This window comes from Mesorhizobium sp. C416B (assembly GCF_030323165.1).
GTDB lineage: Bacteria > Pseudomonadota > Alphaproteobacteria > Rhizobiales > Rhizobiaceae > Mesorhizobium.
On record NZ_CP100471.1, the window covers coordinates 4,563,942 to 4,583,989 of the forward strand.

24 protein-coding genes and 1 tRNA gene are annotated in these 20,048 nt (G+C 61.9%); 14 read left to right on the forward strand and 11 right to left on the reverse strand.

Translation table 11 applies throughout. The features are described from left to right. Positions 1-5: 5 nt before the first annotated feature. The 5 genes from NLY43_RS22310 to NLY43_RS22330 all read right to left on the reverse strand — a co-directional run bounded on the left by NLY43_RS22310 (position 6) and on the right by NLY43_RS22330 (position 3,486). Complete coding sequence (locus NLY43_RS22310; protein ID WP_023685322.1) at positions 6-755, reverse strand: electron transfer flavoprotein subunit beta/FixA family protein; 750 nt, start codon at positions 753-755, stop codon at positions 6-8. Positions 756-970: 215 nt separating this feature from the next. Beyond that, a complete protein-coding gene (locus tag NLY43_RS22315) occupies positions 971-1,771 on the reverse strand; it encodes a rhomboid family intramembrane serine protease (RefSeq protein WP_023698701.1) in 801 nt (266 codons plus the stop codon). A 31-nt stretch (positions 1,772-1,802) separates the two neighbouring features. Next, positions 1,803-2,384, reverse strand: coding sequence for a cob(I)yrinic acid a,c-diamide adenosyltransferase (locus tag NLY43_RS22320; protein WP_023671672.1), 582 nt, complete (start codon positions 2,382-2,384; stop codon positions 1,803-1,805). A 19-nt stretch (positions 2,385-2,403) separates the two neighbouring features. Next, positions 2,404-2,595 (reverse strand): twin transmembrane helix small protein, encoded by a 192-nt coding sequence (locus NLY43_RS22325; protein ID WP_023671673.1) that lies wholly within the window; start codon positions 2,593-2,595, stop codon positions 2,404-2,406. Between the two features lie 24 nt (positions 2,596-2,619). Next, a complete protein-coding gene (locus tag NLY43_RS22330) occupies positions 2,620-3,486 on the reverse strand; it encodes an SDR family oxidoreductase (RefSeq protein WP_084561153.1) in 867 nt (288 codons plus the stop codon). A gap of 60 nt (positions 3,487-3,546) precedes the next feature. On the opposite strand from NLY43_RS22330, the gene NLY43_RS22335 reads away from it, so the two are divergent. Beyond that, positions 3,547-4,398, forward strand: coding sequence for a YihY/virulence factor BrkB family protein (locus NLY43_RS22335; RefSeq protein WP_031199402.1), 852 nt, complete (start codon positions 3,547-3,549; stop codon positions 4,396-4,398). Here the strand turns inward: NLY43_RS22335 and NLY43_RS22340 are convergent. Next, positions 4,395-5,270 carry a DMT family transporter gene (locus NLY43_RS22340; protein WP_031199403.1) on the reverse strand — a complete coding sequence of 292 codons (876 nt, stop codon included), beginning with the start codon at positions 5,268-5,270 and terminating at the stop codon, positions 4,395-4,397. The genes NLY43_RS22335 and NLY43_RS22340 overlap by 4 nt on opposite strands. A 218-nt stretch (positions 5,271-5,488) precedes the next feature. Here NLY43_RS22340 and NLY43_RS22345 point away from each other — a divergent pair, with 218 nt between their 5' ends. Further along, positions 5,489-5,776 carry a hypothetical protein gene (locus NLY43_RS22345; RefSeq protein WP_023671677.1) on the forward strand — a complete coding sequence of 96 codons (288 nt, stop codon included), beginning with the start codon at positions 5,489-5,491 and terminating at the stop codon, positions 5,774-5,776. Here the strand turns inward: NLY43_RS22345 and gluQRS are convergent, their stop codons facing one another. Beyond that, complete coding sequence (gluQRS, locus tag NLY43_RS22350) at positions 5,777-6,652, reverse strand: tRNA glutamyl-Q(34) synthetase GluQRS (RefSeq protein WP_023711734.1); 876 nt, start codon at positions 6,650-6,652, stop codon at positions 5,777-5,779. It lies immediately after the preceding gene. Positions 6,653-6,726: 74 nt separating this feature from the next. Between gluQRS and NLY43_RS22355 the strand changes: the two genes are divergently transcribed. Together NLY43_RS22355 and NLY43_RS22360 are read left to right on the forward strand one after the other, a co-directional pair. Then, positions 6,727-7,368 (forward strand): DNA-3-methyladenine glycosylase family protein, encoded by a 642-nt coding sequence (locus NLY43_RS22355; protein WP_023711735.1) that lies wholly within the window; start codon positions 6,727-6,729, stop codon positions 7,366-7,368. A gap of 128 nt (positions 7,369-7,496) precedes the next feature. After that, entirely contained in the window at positions 7,497-8,054 is a 558-nt protein-coding gene (locus NLY43_RS22360) for an HNH endonuclease (protein WP_008874122.1), read from the forward strand. Positions 8,055-8,320: 266 nt separating this feature from the next. Here the strand turns inward: NLY43_RS22360 and NLY43_RS22365 are convergent, their stop codons facing one another. Both NLY43_RS22365 and NLY43_RS22370 read right to left on the reverse strand, forming a co-directional pair. Continuing rightward, the gene (locus NLY43_RS22365) at positions 8,321-8,839 is read right to left on the reverse strand and encodes a disulfide bond formation protein B (protein ID WP_023686688.1); all 519 of its coding nucleotides are present in this window, start codon (positions 8,837-8,839) and stop codon (positions 8,321-8,323) included. Positions 8,840-8,902: 63 nt separating this feature from the next. Then, positions 8,903-9,487, reverse strand: coding sequence for a YqaA family protein (locus tag NLY43_RS22370; protein ID WP_023685316.1), 585 nt, complete (start codon positions 9,485-9,487; stop codon positions 8,903-8,905). Between the two features lie 204 nt (positions 9,488-9,691). Here NLY43_RS22370 and NLY43_RS22375 point away from each other — a divergent pair. Together NLY43_RS22375 and NLY43_RS22380 are read left to right on the forward strand one after the other, a co-directional pair. Next, positions 9,692-9,776 (forward strand) — tRNA-Leu (locus NLY43_RS22375). Positions 9,777-9,868: 92 nt separating this feature from the next. Continuing rightward, a complete protein-coding gene (locus NLY43_RS22380; RefSeq protein WP_023711736.1) occupies positions 9,869-11,341 on the forward strand; it encodes a tyrosine-type recombinase/integrase in 1,473 nt (490 codons plus the stop codon). Between the two features lie 151 nt (positions 11,342-11,492). On the opposite strand, the gene NLY43_RS22385 is transcribed toward NLY43_RS22380, so the two are convergent. After that, positions 11,493-12,608, reverse strand: a complete 1,116-nt coding sequence (locus NLY43_RS22385; RefSeq protein WP_156935531.1) for a hypothetical protein — start codon at positions 12,606-12,608, stop codon at positions 11,493-11,495. A 101-nt stretch (positions 12,609-12,709) separates the two neighbouring features. Here NLY43_RS22385 and NLY43_RS22390 point away from each other — a divergent pair, with 101 nt between their 5' ends. From NLY43_RS22390 to NLY43_RS22405, 4 genes are all read left to right on the forward strand, one after another. Beyond that, positions 12,710-12,979, forward strand: coding sequence for a metal-sensing transcriptional repressor (locus NLY43_RS22390; RefSeq protein ID WP_023711738.1), 270 nt, complete (start codon positions 12,710-12,712; stop codon positions 12,977-12,979). Beyond that, positions 12,976-14,049, forward strand: coding sequence for a cation diffusion facilitator family transporter (locus NLY43_RS22395; protein ID WP_084561154.1), 1,074 nt, complete (start codon positions 12,976-12,978; stop codon positions 14,047-14,049). Before NLY43_RS22390 ends, NLY43_RS22395 begins: the two co-directional genes overlap by 4 nt. Positions 14,050-14,157: 108 nt before the next feature. Continuing rightward, complete coding sequence (locus tag NLY43_RS22400) at positions 14,158-15,441, forward strand: MFS transporter (protein WP_023713284.1); 1,284 nt, start codon at positions 14,158-14,160, stop codon at positions 15,439-15,441. A gap of 57 nt (positions 15,442-15,498) precedes the next feature. Further along, positions 15,499-16,209 carry a HoxN/HupN/NixA family nickel/cobalt transporter gene (locus NLY43_RS22405; RefSeq protein WP_023711741.1) on the forward strand — a complete coding sequence of 237 codons (711 nt, stop codon included), beginning with the start codon at positions 15,499-15,501 and terminating at the stop codon, positions 16,207-16,209. Positions 16,210-16,234: 25 nt separating this feature from the next. Here NLY43_RS22405 and NLY43_RS22410 read toward each other — a convergent pair whose 3' ends face one another. Further along, on the reverse strand, positions 16,235-16,483 hold the full coding sequence (locus NLY43_RS22410; protein WP_023711742.1) for a DUF982 domain-containing protein: 249 nt from the start codon (positions 16,481-16,483) through the stop codon (positions 16,235-16,237). Positions 16,484-16,805: 322 nt separating this feature from the next. Here NLY43_RS22410 and NLY43_RS22415 point away from each other — a divergent pair, with 322 nt between their 5' ends. From NLY43_RS22415 to NLY43_RS22430, 4 genes are all read left to right on the forward strand, one after another. Further along, complete coding sequence (locus NLY43_RS22415; RefSeq protein ID WP_156935530.1) at positions 16,806-17,444, forward strand: hypothetical protein; 639 nt, start codon at positions 16,806-16,808, stop codon at positions 17,442-17,444. A gap of 131 nt (positions 17,445-17,575) precedes the next feature. Then, positions 17,576-18,211, forward strand: coding sequence for a recombinase family protein (locus NLY43_RS22420; protein ID WP_023711744.1), 636 nt, complete (start codon positions 17,576-17,578; stop codon positions 18,209-18,211). A 191-nt stretch (positions 18,212-18,402) separates the two neighbouring features. Then, entirely contained in the window at positions 18,403-19,035 is a 633-nt protein-coding gene (locus NLY43_RS22425; protein ID WP_050589751.1) for a hypothetical protein, read from the forward strand. Between the two features lie 13 nt (positions 19,036-19,048). Beyond that, positions 19,049-19,810 (forward strand): ParB N-terminal domain-containing protein, encoded by a 762-nt coding sequence (locus tag NLY43_RS22430; protein WP_023711746.1) that lies wholly within the window; start codon positions 19,049-19,051, stop codon positions 19,808-19,810. Positions 19,811-20,048: the final 238 nt, after the last annotated feature.

A 20,048-nucleotide genomic window follows, 5' to 3' on the forward strand; every position in this document is an offset into this window, starting at 1 on the left:
CAGTCTCAGAGCACGCCGGCTTCGTTCTTGAGCTTGTCGACCAGTTCGGCGACACTGTTGACCTTCACGCCCGCCTTGCGGCCGCTGGGCTCCTCGGTCTTGAGCACCTTCAGGCGCGGCTTGACGTCGGCGCCGTAATCGGCCGGGCTCTTTTCGTCGAGCGGCTTCTTCTTGGCCTTCATGATGTTGGGCAGCGAGGCATAGCGCGGCTGGTTGAGGCGAAGATCGGCGGTGATGATCGCCGGCATCTTCAGTTCCACCGTCTGCAGGCCGCCGTCGACTTCGCGCGTCACCTTGGCCTTGTCGCCGTCGATCACGACCTTGGAGGCGAAAGTGCCCTGTGCCCAGCCGAGCAGGGCGGCCAGCATCTGGCCGGTCTGGTTCGAGTCATCATCGATCGCCTGCTTGCCGAGGATCACGAGACCGGGCTGTTCCGCGTCAACGACGCCCTTCAGCACCTTGGCGACGCCGAGCGGCTCGGTCTGCTCGTCGGTCTTGACCAGGATGGCGCGGTCGGCGCCCATGGCGAGCGCGGTGCGGAGCGTTTCCTGCGCCTGCTGCGGGCCGACCGAAACGACGATGATCTCTTCGGCCTTGCCGGCTTCCTTCAGCCGGAGCGCCTCTTCCACCGCGATCTCGTCGAACGGGTTCATCGCCATCTTGACATTGGCGAGTTCAACCGCCGAACCATCAGCCTTGACGCGAACCTTGACGTTCGCATCCACAACCCGCTTCACGGGCACAAGGATCTTCATTTGCCTGTCACCTCTCCTGAGATATCCGGGCGCGCTATAGCAGCGTGCGCCTCCGCAGAGTTGTCGAAAGCCGACATTCCTGACTGAATTGCGGCCAAACGGAATCCTGGCCGGACGAATTCTGGTCTTTTGCCGCCTAGCGGTGGCGCTCTCCGTAGTTGTGGCGACGCAACACGTCAATATGCCACGGCAGCGGCCAAACCGCTCAAATCGGTTCAGTTGTGACCGGAAGCGCCACCCCGGCCCCAACGCGTCTCAGGTTGCACGGGAGCGGGACCGGCTGGCGCCGGCCCAGTAGAAGCGGCTGGCTGATCGGCGGGTTCCGGCTCGCCGTCGTCACCGGCGAGCAGCGGCACGCCGCGGCTGCGCATGATGAGCACCAGCACGCCACCGGCAATGATGCCGCCAATATGGCAGGCCCAGGATATCTGGTTTTCGCCGCCGGCGGCAAACATCACCACTTGGAAGCCGATCCACAGGATCAGCGGGATGAAGGCCGGGATACGCAGCGGAATGCGGGCAAAGACCAGCACCCACACTTTCACCCGGGGGTAGAGGACCAGATAGGCGGCGACGACGCCGGCAATGGCGCCGGAGGCGCCGATCAGCGGCACCTCCGAACTCCAGGCGACGAGCCCTTGGAAGAAGGCGCCGGCGATGGCGCAAAGCAGGTAGAAGATAAGGTAGCGGATGTGGCCGAGTGCGTCCTCGACATTATCGCCGAACACCCACAGGAACAGCATGTTGCCGCCGAGATGAATGATATCGGCATGCAGGAAGGCATAGGTGAGGTAACTCAGGCTCTCCGGAATGACGACGAATTGGGGCGAGAGTTCTGCCGTGTCGTGGACAACCGAAGGGATGAAGCCGAGGCCGAGCACGGCGGCGTTGTTGAAATTTTCGCCGCCGATCGTGGTGATGAGAAAGACCAACGCGTTGGCCGCGATCAGGCCGATCGTCACATATTGCAGCCGGATGTGGCGCAACCTGTTGGAGTCGTAAAGCGGGATGAACATGCCCCAAGCCCTTTCCCGCCTTCGAGAAAATTCAGCGGTTCTTGCCGGGCACCCATAACACGTCGGCATTTCCGTTGTCATTGACCGCACGGGCGGCGACAAACAGAAAGTCGGAGACGCGGTTTATGTATTTCAGCCCCTCGCGATTGACATGTTCGGCCGGGTCCTGCGCCAGCGCCACCATGATCCGCTCGGCCCGTCGCGCCACGGTGCGGGCAAGATGAAGTGCTGCCGCCGCCGGCGTGCCGCCATTGAGCACGAAGGATTTGAGCGGCTGCAGATCCTTGTTGAGAAGGTCGATATCCTTTTCGACGCGGTCGGTCTGCGAGGCGATGATGCGCAGCGGCTCGTAGCCCAGCGGCTTGCCGTCGTCGGGCACGGCGAGATCGGCGCCGAGGTCGAACAAATCGTTCTGGATGCGGGACAGCATGGCGTCGATGGCGGGATAACTTGCCGCTGTGTGCAGGCGGGCGATGCCGATGCAGGCATTGGCTTCATCGACGGTGCCGTAGGCATCGACGCGCAGGTCGGATTTCAGCCTGCGTTCACCGGTGCCGAGGCCAGTGGTGCCGTCATCGCCGGTGCGGGTGTAGATCTTGTTGAGCTTGACCACGTCGCCTCCCGAACGGCCGTCACTTGCGGGTGAAATACACCACCAGCAGGATCAGTGCCAACGCCAGCGCCTGCAGCAGCACGCGTGCCTGCATCAGCTTGTTCGAGCTCACACCGGAGCCGCCGCGCATCATGTTGATGAGGCCGCGGACAAGCACGATCACCACGGCGACCATGACGAGGACGAGGAGGACTTTGATGACGGTTGCCATGATCTGTTCCCAGTTCTGTTGCGATCAGGCGCGTCCGGCCAGAACGCGGTAGAGCATCGATGCCGGCAGGATGCGCTTGAGCATCACGCCAATCCTGGCCGGCACTGTTACCACATAGTGCGGGCGCGGGCGCCGCGACAGAAGTGCATGGCGCAAGGCCGCATAGACCACCTCCGGCCCCTTTTTCAGCCGTGATGAGCTGCCGCCGGCCCGAAGCCGCGCCAGCTGCGCGGCATAGGCGACGTGGTGGACGGAATTCTCGTGGTCGATGTTTTTCAGGAACCAGAACAGCCCGTTGCTGGCGATTTTCGAGGTCACCGGCCCCGGTTCGATCAGCGAGACATGGATGCCGCTGCCCCTGAGTTCCTGCTGCATGCACAGCATCAGGCCTTCGAGCGCGTGCTTGGAGGCTGAGTAGGCGCCGCGGAAAGGCACCGGCGCTAGCCCAAGGATCGAGGAACAATGAACGAGGCGGCCATGTCCCTGGCGACGCATTACCGGTACGATGCGTCGGGTGAGGTCGTGCCAGCCGAAGAAATTGGCCTCGAACTGCTCGCGCAATGCCGCAACCGGCAGGTCTTCCACGGCGCCGGGCTGTGCATGGGCGCCGTTGTTGAACAGGGCGTCGAGGCGTCCGCCTGTCCGCTCCAGCACCGAGCCCACAAGGGCTTCGATAGAGTCCGGCTCACGGTAATCGAGGTAAAACGCCTTGATGCCGTCCGCTTCGAGTGCGGCGATGTCTTCAGGCTTGCGCGCCGTTGCAAACACGCGCCAGCCATCCGCCTTCAGCGCACGGGCGCAGTAGGCGCCTATCCCGGACGAGGCGCCGGTGACGATGATGGTGCGCAACTCTTTGGCAGGCGGCGTCGTGGTTTGAGCAAGGGTTGCCATTTGCCACAATCCCTTCCCATATTCGCGGCGTCGAGACAATCGAAGGGAACGCGGCTCTTGATGCGGAATATCGTCGTGCTGCGCCGCGTGCTCTATGACGCGCTTGGCCATTTCAACACCGATGACGGCTGGGCCATGGCCAGCCATCTGGCGATCACTTCGCTGATGGCGCTGTTCCCGTTCCTGATCTTCGCCACCACGCTGGCGAGCTTCCTCGGCGCGCAGGCGTTCGCCGATACTGCCGTGCACCTGGTCTTCGACACCTGGCCCGAACAGATCGCCAAGCCGATCGCGCGCGAGGTGCTCAATGTGCTGACCGTGCGGCGCACCGATCTTTTGACCTACGGCGTGCTGCTGGCGGCCTATTTCGCCTCCAACGGCATCGAGGCGCTGCGCACCTCGCTCAACCGCGCCTACCGCGTCGCCGAAACGCGCGGCATCATCTACCGCCGGGTGCAGAGCATTTTCTTCGTGCTGATCGCGACGGCCGGTTTCCTGGCGATCAGCGTGCTCCTGGTCTTTGCGCCCTTGCTGGCGCGGCTGGCGGAAGCTCATTTCGAGTGGATCAAACCCTATACGGGCACGATCACGCTGTGGCGTTACGTCATCGCCTCAACCGTCATCATTGGTGGCTTGTTTGCCGTTCACTATTGGCTGCCGGCGGGCAAGCGCCGCTTTGTCTCGCTGGTGCCTGGCATCATCTTCACTCTGGCTGCGTGGCTTGTCGGCTCGACGATGTTCGCGACCTACCTCGACCATTTCTCGTCCTATGTGACGACCTATGCCGGCCTCGCCTCGATCATGATCGCCGTGGTTTTCCTCTATATGCTGTCGGCGATCTTCATCCTCGGCGGCGAAATCAATGCGGCGATCAGCCGCTTTCTCGAAGCGCGCGCACGTGTCGGCAGCTAGGTTTTGGCTGGCCGAGCCGTGGCCAGCCCGACGCCGAGCGTCGCGATTGCCATGCCGACGATCTGCACGAGGCTGAGCTGTTCGCCGAACAGCGCCCAGGCGATGACAGCGGTGACGGCCGGCACCAGGTAGAACAGCGACGCGACCTTCGACATCTCGCCGTCGCGGATCATCACCATCAGCAGGAAGATGGCGCCGATCGACAGCACCAGGACCAGCCAGGCCATGGCGAAGATCAGTTCGCCGTTGATGATCACCGTGTGGGTCTCCAGTGCCAGCGAAGCCAGGATCATCAGCGAGCCGCCGCCGATATATTGCCACATCGTCGCCGCCACCAGGTCGCCACCCGAGGCATAGCGCTTCTGCCAGATGGTCCCGGCGCTCATGCCCAGCACCGAGACCAGCGACGCCGACAGGGTTTCGGGCGTAACGCCGCCGCCGAGAGCGCCGAGCTTCGGCCACAGCACGATGATCACCCCCACAAGGCCGACGGCAAGGCCGGCCCAGTGGCGCGGCAGGATGGCCTCGCCGAGGAATCGGCCGGCAAGCACGGCGGTGATCAGTGGCTGCAGGCCGACGATCAGCGCCGAAAGCCCGGCGGGCATGCCCCTGTGGATCGCCCAGAACACCGCGCCGAGATAGATGCCATGCATGAGGATGCCGGCGACCGTGGCGTGAAGCGCTTCTGCCCTTGTGGCTCGCTTCGAGCCAAGCACGAGCATCAGGCCGGCGAGCAGCAAGGCGGCGATGACAAAGCGGGCCGCCAGAAAGGTGAAGGGCTCCGCCCAGGGCATGGCGTAGCGCGCGCCGATGAAACCTGTCGCCCACAGGACGACAAACGAGGCGGGGATGAACCGCTTGAGACTGTGCATTTCGGGGAAGCCGTTTCCGGTGGAGAGGTCCGATTCGGTGAAGAGACAAATACGGCAATTGCTCTAATGCGGTTCAATCCGGCAAGCAAAGTGAAACAATTGGTACATAAGCTCATCCTGATGTAGGAGGTGGCCGAATTCAAAGGGCGGCGTCAGGGCAATCGACTTCTGTCGATCGATCCGGCGACATGGCGTTTTGGCTTCGACAGGGAGCGCGCATGCTGTTGCATCTCGATACAAGCTGGCTTTTGATGACGGTGGCCAGTGTGGCCGTGTTTGGCTTCTTCTTCGGTTCAGCGCTCGACGCCATCATGCAGGAGGACGGTTTTGGGTCGACCGGCAACACATTGCTGTTCACGCTCGGCTTTTTCGCCGCGGTCATGGCCGCGAACGAACATGGCATCGTCCTGAGAGATCTGAAGCTCGCGGTTGCCTGGGGACTGGGCGGCGCCTTCGCGTTTATAGGCGCGTTGGCGCTGCTCAAGGCGGGGCTGGCCCGGCTTTAGTCAGAGCCCGACCAGCCGCCTGACATCGTCCGGCAACATGCCTGCCTGCCTCAGCGCGGCAAGGCCGGTATCAGCGAAACTCTTCGACAGTTTGCGCCCATCCGGTCCGAGTATGAGACGGTGGTGGAAATACTGCGGCTGGCCGAGGCCGAGCAGTTCCTGCAGCAGGCGCTGGATGCCGGTCGCGGAATAAAGGTCGCGGCCACGCACGACATGGCTGACGCCTTGCAGAGCGTCGTCGACGACGACGGCCAAGTGATAGCTGGTCGGGATGTCGCGGCGCGCCAGAATGACGTCGCCCCAGTCCTGCGGACGCGCCTCGACTCGCTGCGTCGCCGAAAGCGTCTCGTTGGTGAATTCGCGCCAGGACAAATCCGTGCCGACGCGCGCCAGCGCTGCATCAATGTCGAGGCGCCAGGCGAAGGGCGCATTTTCGGCGATGCGGCGGTTGCGTTCGCTGATCGGCAGCGCCTTGTCGGCGCCGGGATAAAGCGGCACGCCGTCCGGGTCGCGCGGCCAGTCGCGGCCGCGCTTTTCGCTGTCGGCGATGAAGGCCCTGATCTCGCCACGGCTCATAAAGGCAGGGTAGACGAGTTCTTCGCGGACCAGCCGGTCGAGCACGGCCTGATAGTCGGTGAAATGCTCGGCCTGGCGCCGCACCGGCTGTTCCCATTCGAGACCTAACCATTCGAGGTCGCGAAAGATGCCGGCCTCGAATTCAGGCGTGCAGCGGATCGTGTCGATGTCCTCGATGCGCAGCAGCAGGCGGCCGCCGGCCGCACGCGCCAGTTGCTGGTTGAGCAGTGCCGAATAGGCATGGCCGAGATGCAGTTCGCCATTCGGGCTCGGCGCGAAGCGGAATGTCAGGAGCGTCATCTCACAAGCGGCAATCGGGTTGTGCAGCGGTTTTGCCAATTGCTACCGTGAGGTCGGTTCAGGAACAAGAAAACATGCAACGCATCGCGACACTGGACGATATTGCGCGCGGGCTGGATGCGCTTTGCGCAATCGATCCGCGCCTGGAAAAGGTGCGCGGCATGGCCGGCGAGGTGCCGCTGCGGCTGTCGGAGCCCGGCTTTCGAAGCCTGGCCTCCATTATCGTTTCGCAACAAGTATCCCGTGCGAGCGCCGATTCCATTTTCGGCCGGCTGGTGAAACTGGTCGATCCGCTAACGCCGCAGGCGATCCTTGCCGCCGGCGAGGACATGTTTCGTGAGGCTGGGCTGTCGCGGCCGAAGCAGCGCGGTCTGATCGCGGTTGCGCAGGCCGTGGTTGAGGGGCTCGACCTGCATCACCTCTGTTCGCTCGACGCCGAAGAGGCGATCGCGGCTATGATCGCGGTGCCGGGCATCGGCCCGTGGACGGCGGAAGTCTATCTCCTGTTTGCCGCCGGCCACCCCGATATTTTCCCCGCGCGCGACGTCGCGCTGCAGAGCGCGGTTGGCCACGCGCTCGGCATAGAGCCGCGTCCGCCGGAGAAAACGCTGATCGCCCTGGCCGAATCATGGAGCCCGTGGCGAGGCGTCGCATCGCGGCTTTTCTGGTCCTATTATCGCGAAACCAGGGGCAGGGACGCAGCACCCCCCGCCTGAATCGGCAAAAAAGCGTTAAAATCCTGCATTTTTGCCGCTTTTGACGAGTGACAATCCGCTTCACATCCCTGTCATGTCGGGCTTACAGTATCCGCGCCGATCGGTTCTAGAATGAGGAGGTCAACAAGGTGACGGTTGCCGTATCTCCGGATGGGCTTCCTGCGCTGGTGCTGAATGCGGATTACCGTCCGCTCAGCTATTACCCCTTGTCGCTCTGGTCCTGGCAGGATGCCATCAAGGCGGTGTTCCTCGACCGGGTCAACATCGTCGCCGAATACGAGCATGCAGTGTCTTCGCCGACCTTTTCGATGAAGCTGCCCAGCGTCGTCAGCCTGAAGGCCTATGTGAAGCCGTCGAGGCACCCGGCATTCACCCGCTTCAACGTGTTCTTGCGCGACCGCTTCCAGTGCCAGTATTGCGGCACGCCCGAGGATCTGACCTTTGACCACGTCATCCCGCGCCATCGCGGCGGGGCGACGACGTGGGAGAATGTCGTGGCCGCCTGTTCACCCTGCAATCTGAGGAAGGGCGGCATGATGCCGGCGCACGCCAAGATGTGGCCGCTGCAGAAGCCCTACCAGCCGACCGTGCACGACCTGCACAACAATGGCCGGCTGTTCCCGCCCAACCATCTGCATGAAAGCTGGATGGATTATCTCTACTGGGATGTGGAGTTGGAGCCGTAGGGATTGGCCCGATCGGCCTTGCCAGGGCAATCGCCGATGTCAGGTGCTGCCCCTCATCCGGCTGCCGCCACCTTCTCCCCGTATAGTGACGGGGAGAAGGGAATTGGCTGCAAATTTGGCGCCCTTCTTTCAGCGTTCGGGATTGGCGAAACCATTGATGACTGCGTCTTTCTCCCCGTCACTATACGGGGAGAAATGCCCGGCAGGGCAATGAGGGGCGGTGCCAACATTTAGAGACTGGCCGCATGGCGCGACCTCGCACTTGATTAATCGCGGGCCAGCGCGCCGCGAAAGGCGACGGCGGCGAGGATGAAGCTGGCGATGGCGTTCCACCCGGCCAGCGACAGGCCGAGGATACGAAGGGCTGCCTTGTCGCAGGATGGCGGCACGAATTTGTCGAGCGCGTCGAGCACGCCTTTGCCGCCGGTATCGACCGGGCCGGCGCCGGCCGTGCAATCGGCCGGGCCCTGCCACCAGGCCCATTCGACGCCCGAATGATAGACGCCGAGATAGAGCCCGTAGAGCATCAGCAGGCCGCCGACGGCAAGCAGGCCGCGCGTCAGCCATGCGGGTGCGCTGAACATCGAGGCGATCACCGCCAGCAGCATCAGCGGGGCGCCGATATAATAGGGCGTGCGCTGCTCCAGGCAGAGATGGCAGGGGATGTAGCCGCCTATGTGCTGGAAGGCGAGCGCGGAGCCGACCGTGGCGGCCATGGCGACGGCGAGAAACAAAGCGGTGCGCGTGCGCTGGCGTCCGGTATCGGCTGTCATCGTGGCTGTCATGTTTCGTCCGTTGAATTCGCCGTCCGCCGGCATAGTCCTGAAACCACCGCCCGCCTTGGGCGGTCAGAAGGCGTATTTGACGACGATATAGAGCAAAATCAGGGCGGCGGCGCCGGCGCCGACGATCAATCCCAAACGCTTCTCGATGAATTCCTTGATCTCTTCGCCATAGCGGCGCAGCAGCCAGGCAAGAAGCAGGAAACGAGCGCCACGCGCCAGGATGGCGGAGACGATGAAGACGACAAGATTGACGTGGAGGGCGCCTGCCAGAATGGTGACCACCTTGATCGGCGGCAAGTGGGCGGCACCCGATGTGACAAGCAGCACCAGCATCAGCCCGGTGCCGGCCGACTGCCACCTCTCGAACGCGTCAAGGCCGCCAAAGTGCTCCAGCATCGGCCGTGCTATCGTGTCGTAGGCATAGTAACCGATCAGCCAGCCGGCAATGCCGCCCAGCACCGACGCGACAGTGGCGGTCAGCGCATAGCGATAGGCGCGTTCGGGCCGCGCCAACGCCATGGGCAGGTACAAGACGTCGGCAGGTATGAAAAACACCGAGCTTTCGACGAAGGCGATGAAGGCCAGCCACCATTCGGCGGATTTGCGGGCGGCCAGCGACAAGGTCCAGTCGTAAAGTCCGCGAAGCATCGGCTCTCCTGGATGCAGGTTGCCACACGCAACGCGCTTTGATGCGCGTCTGTCTAGAAAGATTTTCCGCGCCGCACAATGGCAGGAGCTTCACGAAACAGAAAGGGGGCTTTTGCCGCAAGCAGGGCACGGCGGCGCATTTGGCCAGTTGACGAACACGCCTCCAACCGTATAGTCCGCGCCCATCCAGGCCTTTGGGCCTGAGCCCCTATGGCGGAATTGGTAGACGCGCTCGACTCAAAATCGAGTTCCGCAAGGAGTGCTGGTTCGATTCCGGCTAGGGGCACCACTGACAACCCGTCAGGCTCGGTAATTCAAGGCTTTCAAGGGCTTAGTCGTCCCCCGAGGTACATCATCGAGGTACATCGTGGGGTCCAACGTATGGGTAAGGTGACTGTGGACTATTGGCAGGAGCGTAAGAGCAAGAAGCTGGGTAGCACCACCTATCGCTACCGGCGCGTCGTTGAACGTGAGCTAAGACCCATCTTGGACAAGGGCGAAATCACCATCGCGTTGGGGAAGGTGAAGGTCGAGGCGCTGGCGACCTATCGGGAGGTGCATCGCCGGGTGGAGCAGTCATTCGCGGCAGCGTGGGACGAGTTGCGGGGCATCAAGAAGCCCAAAACTGCCAGAGATTTGTTCCAAGAGACCGTTGAGAGGATGAAGGCGCTGGGGTTCAACCCGTATCATGAGCCGACCGCTCTTGACGAGGACGAGGACGACGACGGGGTGCAAGACTGGATCGAGCGTAGCGTTGTGGCCGAAGGCATTGCGGCCAAGTACCCAACTGACCCAGAGACCGACTACCCGATAGGCGTGAGCCCTGAAGACACGCGGCTTGTGCGAATGCTCTACACCTCGAGCCCCAAGGTCCCTGCGTCGACCCTTGAGGATGCTAAGAAGCTCTACCTCAAGGACCGTTTTGCGCTGGATGAGCCCAAGCCGCTGGAGCGGAAGAAAGACGAGCAGAGGGCAGCGCGGGCTGTAGGCTACATCGCCAAGGCACTAACAACGACACCCGACAAGATCACGGTGGCGAGTATCACCCGCGAACAGGCCCGGAAGGTGCAGGACTTCATCCGGGGCAGGGTGCGAAGCAAGGCGACCGTTGACCGGTATCTGAACGACATCCGAGCCATCGTCAATCACGCCATTTCCGAGGTGACGGAGCTTCACGGGTTGACCAATCACTTCACGAGATTGCCGGTGCTGGGGTCAGGACGTGGCGGCGAGACACCTGAACGGGACAAGCGCCAGCCGTTCACCAAGGATGAGCTTCTGAAGATCAGGCAGCGGATCGATGCTCACGCGGAGCAAGAAGACCTGAAGCTGATTTGGCGGATGCTGGTAGGGACTGGCTGCCGTCTTGCTGAGGTCACCGGCCTTCGGGTTGCCGACGTGGTTGCGGACACGGCCATGCCGTATGTTGAGGTCGAGTGGCACGATGAGAGGCGGATCAAGACGACACCTTCAAGACGTCGGGTGCCACTCATAGGGGATGCGTTAAGTGCGGCCAAGGGGGCCCTGAAGCTGACTGATGGGGCGATGTTGTTCCCCCGCTACGGACGGGCAGGCGGCAACACAAGCGCCTCGGCAGCTCTGATGAAGCATGTACGCACCGTAACTGATGACCGCAAGAAGGTGGTGCACTCGCTGCGGCATAATATGAAGGACACGCTGCGCCGGGGCGATGTCGACCGGGACAAGCAAAACCTCATCCTCGGTCACACCCTGGGTGGCGACGGGGAAAGCTATGGGGGACCCGAGGCGAGGCTTGAGGACGCAACGCGGGCGATGCGAATGGCGATCTTAGGGAAGCCTGAGGGCTCCGATGATGGGACGCAGGTGCCTTGAGGGAGGCGATCCGGACCTCGCGTCGGTGACACAAGCCACTCCGGTAACGAGCCACCAGCGAGAGTGAACCGTCGAACCGACCGTCTGCTGACGTACTGCAATCGAAGCTGGACGGCCGTTGGCGTAAGATCAGCCAGCCTAAGGCGCTGACTTAGACCTTCTGACCCGCGATGATCGCCACGACTGCAACAGCCGACGAAGTCGCCTCTAGGCAGAGCGCTGCCATCTGCCGCGTAGCCGTCCGGCGGTGTTGTAGATGCACGGCTAGGTCAACTGCTGCCCGAGCATGGGTTCTGACCTCTTTGTAACCATCCCCCGGCAGCGTGTGCCTCACGTACGCCTCCAGCATACGTTTCGCGTCGGTAGGGCTCGGCTTCACTTTGTCCTCGGGCTCATGCACGCCATCGACGTAGACCGCTTGGCCGAGTGAGATCAGCACTTCGCGGCATACCAGACCAACGGCTTGCCAGTCCTCTTCGACTGAGGCACCAGAGAAGCCAGTGCGGGCTCTGCCCAGCGAGCGGTCTACTCTTTCCCAACCAGTCGGCTCGCGCTCGACAACAGGACCGGGATTGTTCACTCGGCCTGCAGCGGACGCAATAGGTCCTGCGAAGAGCTTCCGCACGTAACCCCTGCGCTCGGCATAGGTCGCCAAGTTGCTGTCCTTCCAGAACCGGTACCAATCCCATAGCCCCTCATGCGGGTTCTCGTACGGTATCCCTGCTGCAGCGCATGCCTGGATGAGCCGTGCCTGACGTGCTCCGTAGTAATCCTCTACCTCTTGGATGGGCCTCGCCCCGGTCGCCACGGCGATCATCATTTCTCGGTGGATTAGGAGGTCCGGAAGCAGCGTAATGGGGCCGTGCAGAGGGTCGCCGGTCTGCTTAACGATAATGTCGTCGGGCGCGGGTAAATCAGGCCGCCTGCTCAGAATGGCCTCCGCAATGCGCTTGCGATCCTGCTCAGGTAAACCTGACAAGGCCTCAGCGAACGGATGAGGAGCGCGAACAACGACGACGGCGCGGTTGTTGGGGCCTATTCCGTAGTCCGTGCGCGCAGGAACCAGCAGCGCGGACAGGTCGCCCCGTCGTAAGCTATCGAGAAAGTCTCTCGCATTCTCGCCATCCGAACTGGTGGTCATTCCACAACGCCGCTCCTGCCCATCAAAATCTACGACCATTGTGGTGTCGGGGTCAAAACGATCATCAATCCTCATCCCGCCACCCACCACACGACGCACCGTCTCTATTTCGATATGTCCCAGCACGAGTGCTCTGCCGTTTCCGTGCCGAGGGGTTCTGGCGAGGTGCCTGACACGGTGTAGAAATCCCTTGACCATATCCTCCCAGGGGGGATACGGGTGGCGCCATGTCTGACAGCTTACATACCTCTCACCCCGCCATCGTGAAGCGCCTTAAGCGCGCCCAAGGGCACCTCTCCGCAGTGCTGTCTATGTTTGAGGCGCAGCGTTCCTGTGTTGACCTTGCCCAGCAGTTGCACGCCGTCGAGAGCGCGATCAGCAGTGCAAAGCGTGAGCTGATCCACGACCACATCGAACATTGCCTGGACGATACGGCTGAACCCGGCAGTGCCCACGACAGCCTTGCCGAACTCAAGCAACTGGCCAAATACCTATGAGTGGCATCGGCGCACGCATTCTCGACTGGTTTGGCTTTGGTGCTCATGATCGCAGCGGCCACGAGCACGGGCACGACCATTCCTCGCACGGCCACACCCACGGCGTCATTGACGCAACCATCGCCACAACTGATCGCGGCATTTGGGCGATCAAGTGGTCGTTCGTCATACTTGCGGTCACCGCCCTTTTGCAGATCGGCGTCGTGGTGCTGTCGGGCAGCGTGGCGCTGCTTGCAGATACAATCCACAACGTCGGCGATGCCACGACCGCGATACCGCTCTGGATCGCGTTCATGCTGGCACGCCGTAAGCCCACCAAGACGTTCACCTATGGCCTCGGTCGGGTCGAAGACCTCGCGGGCATCATCATCGTCCTGATCATACTCTTCAGCGCGATTGTCGCCGGGTATCAGGCTATCGACCGCCTAATCCATGCTCAAACTGTGACGCACCTTGGTTGGCTGGCTGCAGCCGGTATCGTCGGCTTTCTTGGAAACGAGATTGTGGCGGTGTTCCGCATCAGGGTGGGCCGCGAGATCAATAGCGCGGCACTCATCGCAGACGGCTACCATGCGCGTACGGACGGACTGACGAGCCTTGCCGTTGTGGCCGGCGCACTTGGTGTGTGGCTGGGCTTCCCGCTCGCCGACCCGATCATCGGGCTGTTGATCACGGTCGCAATCTTGGGAATTGTTTGGCAGTCGGCCCGCTCTGTCCTCACCCGGATGCTCGACGGCATTGAGCCCAGCGTAATCGAGGAAATCCATCATGCGGCCGCCCACGTTCCGGGAGCCGAGATCGTGGAGGCGAAAGCGCGATGGATAGGCCATAAACTCCACGCCGACATTAGCATTACCGTGGATGAGGCCCTACCCCTCTCTGACGCAAACAGGATCACGGCTGCGCTCGAAGACGAACTGTTCGAGCACATGCCGGCCTTAGCGGTGGCAAACGTGCGGTTCGCGACCGAACATGGAAAGCACGACCATCCGCATCCGCATCCACATCCCCATGACCATGGCCACGGATACCTGCGCGGTCACATTCACGAGGAGCCGGGCAATTCTTGACAGACACCAAGGATCGATCCAGCATCGGTGCGTGGGGTTAACCGCGACGACCCCGTGAGGCGTCAGCCCAATGTTCGCGTCCAAGCTCTCTGTTTTGAGGTGGACGCCATGCCGTCATCCTTCGCAGCTCAAAGACCGACAGATGCTTTGTCTGATCGGAAGGCAAGATTTGCGCTCCTGCCGTCCGGGGCCGGTCCAGCGGCCGCCTATCTGCTGGCTTCAAGAGGGTTGCGGGCTTTTGGCGACGGGCTCGTCAGCCTGCTGCTTCCCGCTTATTTAGCGACGCTCGGCTTCAACGCGCTTGAGATAGGAGGCGTCGCCACCGCAACGTTGGCGGGGTCAGCGGCGCTCACGCTGTCCGTCGGGCTCGTGGCGCACCATTTCTCCCGCCGCTCGCTACTGATTGCAGCTTCGGTCCTCATGGTCGGAACGGGGATTGCCTTTGCGCTGGTCACAGATTTCTGGCCGCTGCTCGTGGTCGCTCTCGTCGGAACGTTGAACCCATCCTCGGGCGACGTGAGTGTGTTTCTCCCGTTGGAACACGCGCAACTGGCCCACAGCGTTACGGATCGCGACCGCACAGCGCTCTTTGCCCGATACAGCCTTGTCGGTTCACTTGTTGGGGCTGTCGGTGCTCTGGCCGCAGGCGCGCCCGACCTCCTTCGACAGCTACTTGGCCTTGAGATCAAGCAGGTCCTCCAGATTGCCTTCCTGCTCTATGCCTTTCTCGGACTAGGAGCGCTGCTCATCTATTGGCGGTTGCCAGTCGAGCCGCTCGATGAGAGGGGGGCACCGGCAGAGCCATTGCGCAAGTCCCGAGCGATAGTTCTAACGCTCGCCGCGCTCTTCAGCGTTGACGCCTTCGCGGGTGGCTTCGTGGTCCAGTCGTTGTTGGCCCTGTGGCTTTACCAACGGTTTGGCCTGTCTCTTGCCACTACTGGCGCGATCTTCTTCTGCACGGGCGTTCTTTCGGCCATCTCGTATCTTGTGGCTGTGCAAATCTCAAAACGCATCGGGCTCGTTAACACCATGGTGTTTACACATCTGCCGTCGAGCCTTTGCCTTCTTCTCATCCCGTTCATGCCGACGCTCGGTCCGGTCATCGTACTTCTGCTCATCAGGAGTGCGTTGTCGCAGATGGATGTCCCGACCCGCACCTCTTACGTCATGGCAGTCGTGACGCCCGGTGAGCGGGCAGCAGCCGCGAGTGTTACCGCCGTTCCGCGCAGCCTCGCTGCAGCCGCCAGTCCGGTCATTGCCGGCTCGCTACTCGCCATTTCCGGTTTCGGTTGGCCGCTGCTTATCGCGGGCGCGTTGAAGATCATCTACGACATCCTTCTTCTTACGATGTTCCGCAAGGTTCGCCCGCCCGAGGAACGTCGGGACGGTTAGCAGTAGCGGGCGTAATAGCGTTGTCAGACACTCATCGGCAGGCGAAATGATCCATCCATGTTCCAAACGCTCTTAGAGTTCCAGCGAACGATTTATCTGGCCCTGGCTGATCAGATAAAGCTGCTCCAGACGGGAGGCGACTGGCTCGCATTTATGGCCTTCCTGCCCATGGGGATCGTGTTTGGGGCGGCTCACGCATTGACACCGGGACATAGCAAGGCGGTCCTTGCCACTTACCTTGCCGGGTCAGACGCTACGGTGTCTCGGGGCCTATTGGTGTCGCTCACGCTGTCGTTCACACACATCACAATCGCGGTTCTGATCGCGGTTCTCTCCTTGCCCCTTGTGTCCATTGCGCTGGGGAGCGTTGGCCGTGCACCGCTGCTCGAAGACATCAGCCGGGGACTGCTTGGCCTTATCGGCGTCTGGATGCTATGGCGGGCGGTTCGCCATGGCCGTCACCATCATCATGAAGGCGAGGTTGTGGGCGTAATGGCCGGACTGATCCCGTGCCCGCTTACCCTGTTCGTGATGACCTTCGCCATCTCTCGTGGCGTTCCCGGAGCGGGCATTCTGTTCGCCATAACGATGATGTTGGGGGTCGCGCTAACTCTATCCTGTGTCGCGATCCTTTCGGTGTTGTTCCGTCAGCGGCTGCTGCACTTCTTCGACAGGAGCCCTCGGGTCTTCGACGCGATCTCACGCGGGGTAGAGGGGTTGGCTGGACTGCTCCTCGCGGGCGTAGCGGTGTGGCAAATCGCTGCCTGAGGGTGGGTTGTCCGTCTAAGGCCAACTATGACGCTTCGAGCCGCAACGAACCCTCCTCTTTGGCGGCGGCTCGGAACGCCCTACGAGCCTCCTGGGCTGTCGCTTGGTCGGCCAGAGCAGCCATGCAGACGCGCACCGCAAGGTTCCATTTGGGGCCACGCTTGGTCCACTGTAGGAGATGGTCGGAGGCCGCCTCAACATTGCTGACATTATAGGTCATGCCGGCACGGGCGCCGCTGACAGGGACTGGGGGGTTGAACCAATGGAGAGACATTAGGGAAACCTAATGGGGGTCAGGAATATTTTGTAGAGATTTCTGAGAGGGAGGATCGGATAGCTGGCACACGCTTGGTTCCCCCGTGCCCCCCTTCGTTTCCTTTAGGCAAGGCCGTAACATTGGCCATTAGAGCTGGAGCCACGCAGTGAGCCTGAGCCAGAAGCTACGAAGCCAACAGCCATTCTGCATCTACTGTGCCGGATCGGCTCGGGGCGTCGACATCGACCACGTGCCGCCGAGGGGTCTGTTCGATGGCAAGTGGCGACCGAAGGGCGGGGAAGTGACTACCTGCAAGGAATGCCATGAGGGGACGCGACAGATGGACGATGTCGCGGCGTTCGCAAGTCGCTTCCTTCCCAACCCCACGACTGAGGAACAGCACGAGGAGGTCAAGCGATCTATCAAATCGGTGTTCCGAAACTACCCCAACCTAATCGCCGAACTGGGCAGGCCCAAGTCGGACAGCCGTTACGTTGAAGGCGCGGGAGTGCTGGTGGCCAGCGGACCCATCATGTCTTCCGTGATGACGACGTTCGCCGCTCGCATGGGGTTCGCTCTTCATCATTGGGTCACTGGAGAAATCGTCGGCCCAAATGGTGGCGTGTTTGCACGATGGTTCTCGAACTATGAGCGGTTCAAAGGCCGGCTTCCCCAAGATTTCTTGGAAATTCTCGGGGCCGACTACACGATGACGCAGGGCCGGAAGAACGTGGAGGATCAGTTCACATTCAGGTTCGTCAAAGGCGAAGAGCTTGGGGTGACGGGATACTGGGCCACGTTCCGGCAGTCGTTCGCGATTATGGCCTTTGTATCCCAAAGCATGGCCCACCTCCGCAACCCGCCTCATCACCTCGTACGGCGACCGGGGTTCCTCCAAGGCTATTCCGTCAAGTTCTTGGGCTCCTGGCCCGGCCAGTACGGCCAACCGTTCCTCCCGCCCTATTCCTTCACCACCTAAGCCGCCAGTCGCCCGGTCTCCTAAGGTGTGCCCTTTCCGAACCGGACTAAGGCTGGTTCGATAAATTCCCCTTGACCAGTCAAACCGAACCAAATATTAGCGAACCAGTCAAACCGAACTGGAGCCTCGCAATGCCATTTATCCGAGCCTACCTCAGGGCCTCGACCAAGGAACAGGACGCGGGGCGTGCCCGTGGGGACCTTGAGGCGTTTTGCAAGGAACGTGGCCTAACCATCGCCGCCACCTACGAGGAGAACGAGAGCGGGGCTTCGCTGCACAGGCCAGAGCTGTTCCGGCTGCTCAGGGATAGCAAGCCCGGCGACATCCTGCTCACCGAACAGGTCGACCGCCTCAGCCGACTTTCGGACAAGGACTGGGACCAGCTCAAGCGTGAGATCAAGGACCGAGAGGTCAAGGTCGTGGCGCTGGACTTGCCGACCTCGCACATGATGATGAAGACCGAGGACGCCTTCACCGGGCGCATGTTCGACGCCATCAACGGGATGCTGCTCGACATGCTCGCCGCTATCGCCCGCAAGGACTATGACGACCGCCGCCGCAGGCAGGCTCAGGGCATCGCCAAGGCGAAGGCTGAGGGGCGCATGAAGGGCCGGCCTGAGGACGCCGAACGCAATGAGGCGATCATGGACATGCTGCGCAAGAAGCAGAGCTGGAACACCATCGTAAAGGCCACCAACTGCTCGCGCTCAACCCTTGCGAAGCTGGCAAAGCGCCTCGCGCCAGCGGCCGAGCTTCAGCCCACCTGACGACGCAGGACCTACCCTTGGGTCACCGAGGGGGTAGGCTTCGGCGCTGTCGTTCGCCATCCCCTGCTGTTACACGCCTGTCTCCCCTGCGATGCGGGGTGGCTATCTTGAGGAATATCGCATTGACGAATTGGACGGCGAGGCGCGAACGCAAAGCCGAGGTGAAGGGCCGGGCTCAGGAGCCTAGCCAAATGTTCAGGAACTGCCGCGTGGTCGCGTGCAGTAAGCCGGCCAGAGCGGGCACGGGAGACGGGCTGGACACTAGGTTCTGTCGATCCCACGCTGATCACTACGCACGCCACGGGAGCGCCTACAGCCCCTCCTACAAGGCACGAGAGGTCGCCCCATACAGGGACGCTGCGCTGGCATGGCTGGAGGCGCGAGAGGCTGACACTTATGTCGGTAATGCGGTCGACCGTGTGGCCACCTTGCTGCAGACCTCAGGGCCGCATGTGGAGGCGTTCAGGCTTCGCGGGCTGTCGCCCCAGGATCGAGCAAAGGCCGCCTGGGCGAGGCTGCGGAAGGCTGCAGTGGACCCTCGCCGGGTGGTGGCGGCATGGCTCGCAATCGAGATGATCATTCGCGATGATCCGCAGGCCGAGCGCAAGGCCGAGTTCAAGCAGGTGCAGGCGGCGAAGCTGATCCACAAGATGGCCTCAGGGACGCACAAGAGGTGGGGCGAGGGGGCGAACGCCAAGGAACTCCACGTCTACCCAAGGTCCCGTGGCCGCGTCCTAAGGCACGTTGGTGAGGCTCTGGAGGAAGCGTGCGCCCTCCTTGTCGACCATCACAGGGCCGGCTTTCCAACTGCAACCCAACCATGAAGATGCGATAGCGATGGACGCAATGAACCCCCAGACCGACGACCGCGTGACTATCCGCCTTGACGGCTTGGTCATGGACCCTGCGACACAAATCAGACAGGAAACCAACGCCGCGACCGTGAGGCAGTATCGGGATGCCATGCGGACCGGTGTGGTCTTTCCTCCCATCACGGTCGCCCCTGTCGATCCGAAGGACCCTGATAAGGGATTTGTGCTGATCGACGGATGGCATCGCGTGACCGCTGTGCAGGCCCTTGGCGGGGAGACGATCAACGCTGTAGTGGCCGCTGGTGTCATGCCGAATGAATACCGGTGGATCGCCGCTGAGAACAACCGAAGCCATGGCCTAAGGCTGACCAACGCGGACAAGCGGGAAGTCTTCAGGGCTTATGTGCAAGCGGGAAGGCACCGAATGGAGAACCGTGGTCGACGGGTGAAGTCGGCTCGGGAGATGGCGCGTGACTTGCAGGGCATCGTCAGTGACCGCCGCATTCCCGTGTGGATGCTGCAGGATTTCCCGAAGGTCTACCGGGCGATGCGCGCAGGCGGCTTGGAGGAGAACCCCGGTTCGGACTTCGGAAAGAAAGACAGGGACGTGATCCATGCCGAATTGGCGACCACAGCCTTGGTGCAATTCAAAGCCTCTTTCTCGGCTATACGGTCGAAGGAACAGCAACAAGCCCTGTTGGTCGAGATCACAAGGGCCGCTCAGGATGTCGCGAAGGTGGCAACGGGCGGGCGCGAACTGCCAGCAGTGATCCCCGAGGACTTCTAAGGAATAGAGCAAAATCAACCACATAACCGGCATAGTGCGAAAGTTCGCAATGCTGGGGGCGCACTTGCTCACCTATTGCCTTGTTTCTCTTAGGGAAATCGGAACTTACCTCGGAACAAGGAGAAGCCTCGGCCGCGTCTCGGTAAAGTGGCTTGGGCAAGGGCAAGCAGGCCTTGACGCTGAGGTACAGCATTTGATACCCATTGAGGTACATCAACGCATTCGCGCCTCGGGGGGC

Coding starts and splice junctions, on each gene's coding strand:
- NLY43_RS22310 (WP_023685322.1), bottom strand. CDS start 755: ATGAAGATCCTTGTGCCCGTGAAGCGGGTTGTGGATGCGAACGTCAAG.
- NLY43_RS22315 (WP_023698701.1), bottom strand. CDS start 1,771: ATGTTCATCCCGCTTTACGACTCCAACAGGTTGCGCCACATCCGGCTG.
- NLY43_RS22325 (WP_023671673.1), bottom strand. CDS start 2,595: ATGGCAACCGTCATCAAAGTCCTCCTCGTCCTCGTCATGGTCGCCGTG.
- NLY43_RS22330 (WP_084561153.1), bottom strand. CDS start 3,486: ATGGCAACCCTTGCTCAAACCACGACGCCGCCTGCCAAAGAGTTGCGC.
- NLY43_RS22335 (WP_031199402.1), top strand. CDS start 3,547: ATGCGGAATATCGTCGTGCTGCGCCGCGTGCTCTATGACGCGCTTGGC.
- NLY43_RS22340 (WP_031199403.1), bottom strand. CDS start 5,270: ATGCACAGTCTCAAGCGGTTCATCCCCGCCTCGTTTGTCGTCCTGTGG.
- NLY43_RS22345 (WP_023671677.1), top strand. CDS start 5,489: ATGCTGTTGCATCTCGATACAAGCTGGCTTTTGATGACGGTGGCCAGT.
- gluQRS (WP_023711734.1), bottom strand. CDS start 6,652: ATGACGCTCCTGACATTCCGCTTCGCGCCGAGCCCGAATGGCGAACTG.
- NLY43_RS22355 (WP_023711735.1), top strand. CDS start 6,727: ATGCAACGCATCGCGACACTGGACGATATTGCGCGCGGGCTGGATGCG.
- NLY43_RS22365 (WP_023686688.1), bottom strand. CDS start 8,839: ATGACAGCCACGATGACAGCCGATACCGGACGCCAGCGCACGCGCACC.
- NLY43_RS22370 (WP_023685316.1), bottom strand. CDS start 9,487: ATGCTTCGCGGACTTTACGACTGGACCTTGTCGCTGGCCGCCCGCAAA.
- NLY43_RS22380 (WP_023711736.1), top strand. CDS start 9,869: ATGGGTAAGGTGACTGTGGACTATTGGCAGGAGCGTAAGAGCAAGAAG.
- NLY43_RS22390 (WP_023711738.1), top strand. CDS start 12,710: ATGTCTGACAGCTTACATACCTCTCACCCCGCCATCGTGAAGCGCCTT.
- NLY43_RS22395 (WP_084561154.1), top strand. CDS start 12,976: ATGAGTGGCATCGGCGCACGCATTCTCGACTGGTTTGGCTTTGGTGCT.
- NLY43_RS22400 (WP_023713284.1), top strand. CDS start 14,158: ATGCCGTCATCCTTCGCAGCTCAAAGACCGACAGATGCTTTGTCTGAT.
- NLY43_RS22405 (WP_023711741.1), top strand. CDS start 15,499: ATGTTCCAAACGCTCTTAGAGTTCCAGCGAACGATTTATCTGGCCCTG.
- NLY43_RS22410 (WP_023711742.1), bottom strand. CDS start 16,483: ATGTCTCTCCATTGGTTCAACCCCCCAGTCCCTGTCAGCGGCGCCCGT.
- NLY43_RS22415 (WP_156935530.1), top strand. CDS start 16,806: ATGGACGATGTCGCGGCGTTCGCAAGTCGCTTCCTTCCCAACCCCACG.
- NLY43_RS22420 (WP_023711744.1), top strand. CDS start 17,576: ATGCCATTTATCCGAGCCTACCTCAGGGCCTCGACCAAGGAACAGGAC.
- NLY43_RS22425 (WP_050589751.1), top strand. CDS start 18,403: ATGTTCAGGAACTGCCGCGTGGTCGCGTGCAGTAAGCCGGCCAGAGCG.
- NLY43_RS22430 (WP_023711746.1), top strand. CDS start 19,049: ATGGACGCAATGAACCCCCAGACCGACGACCGCGTGACTATCCGCCTT.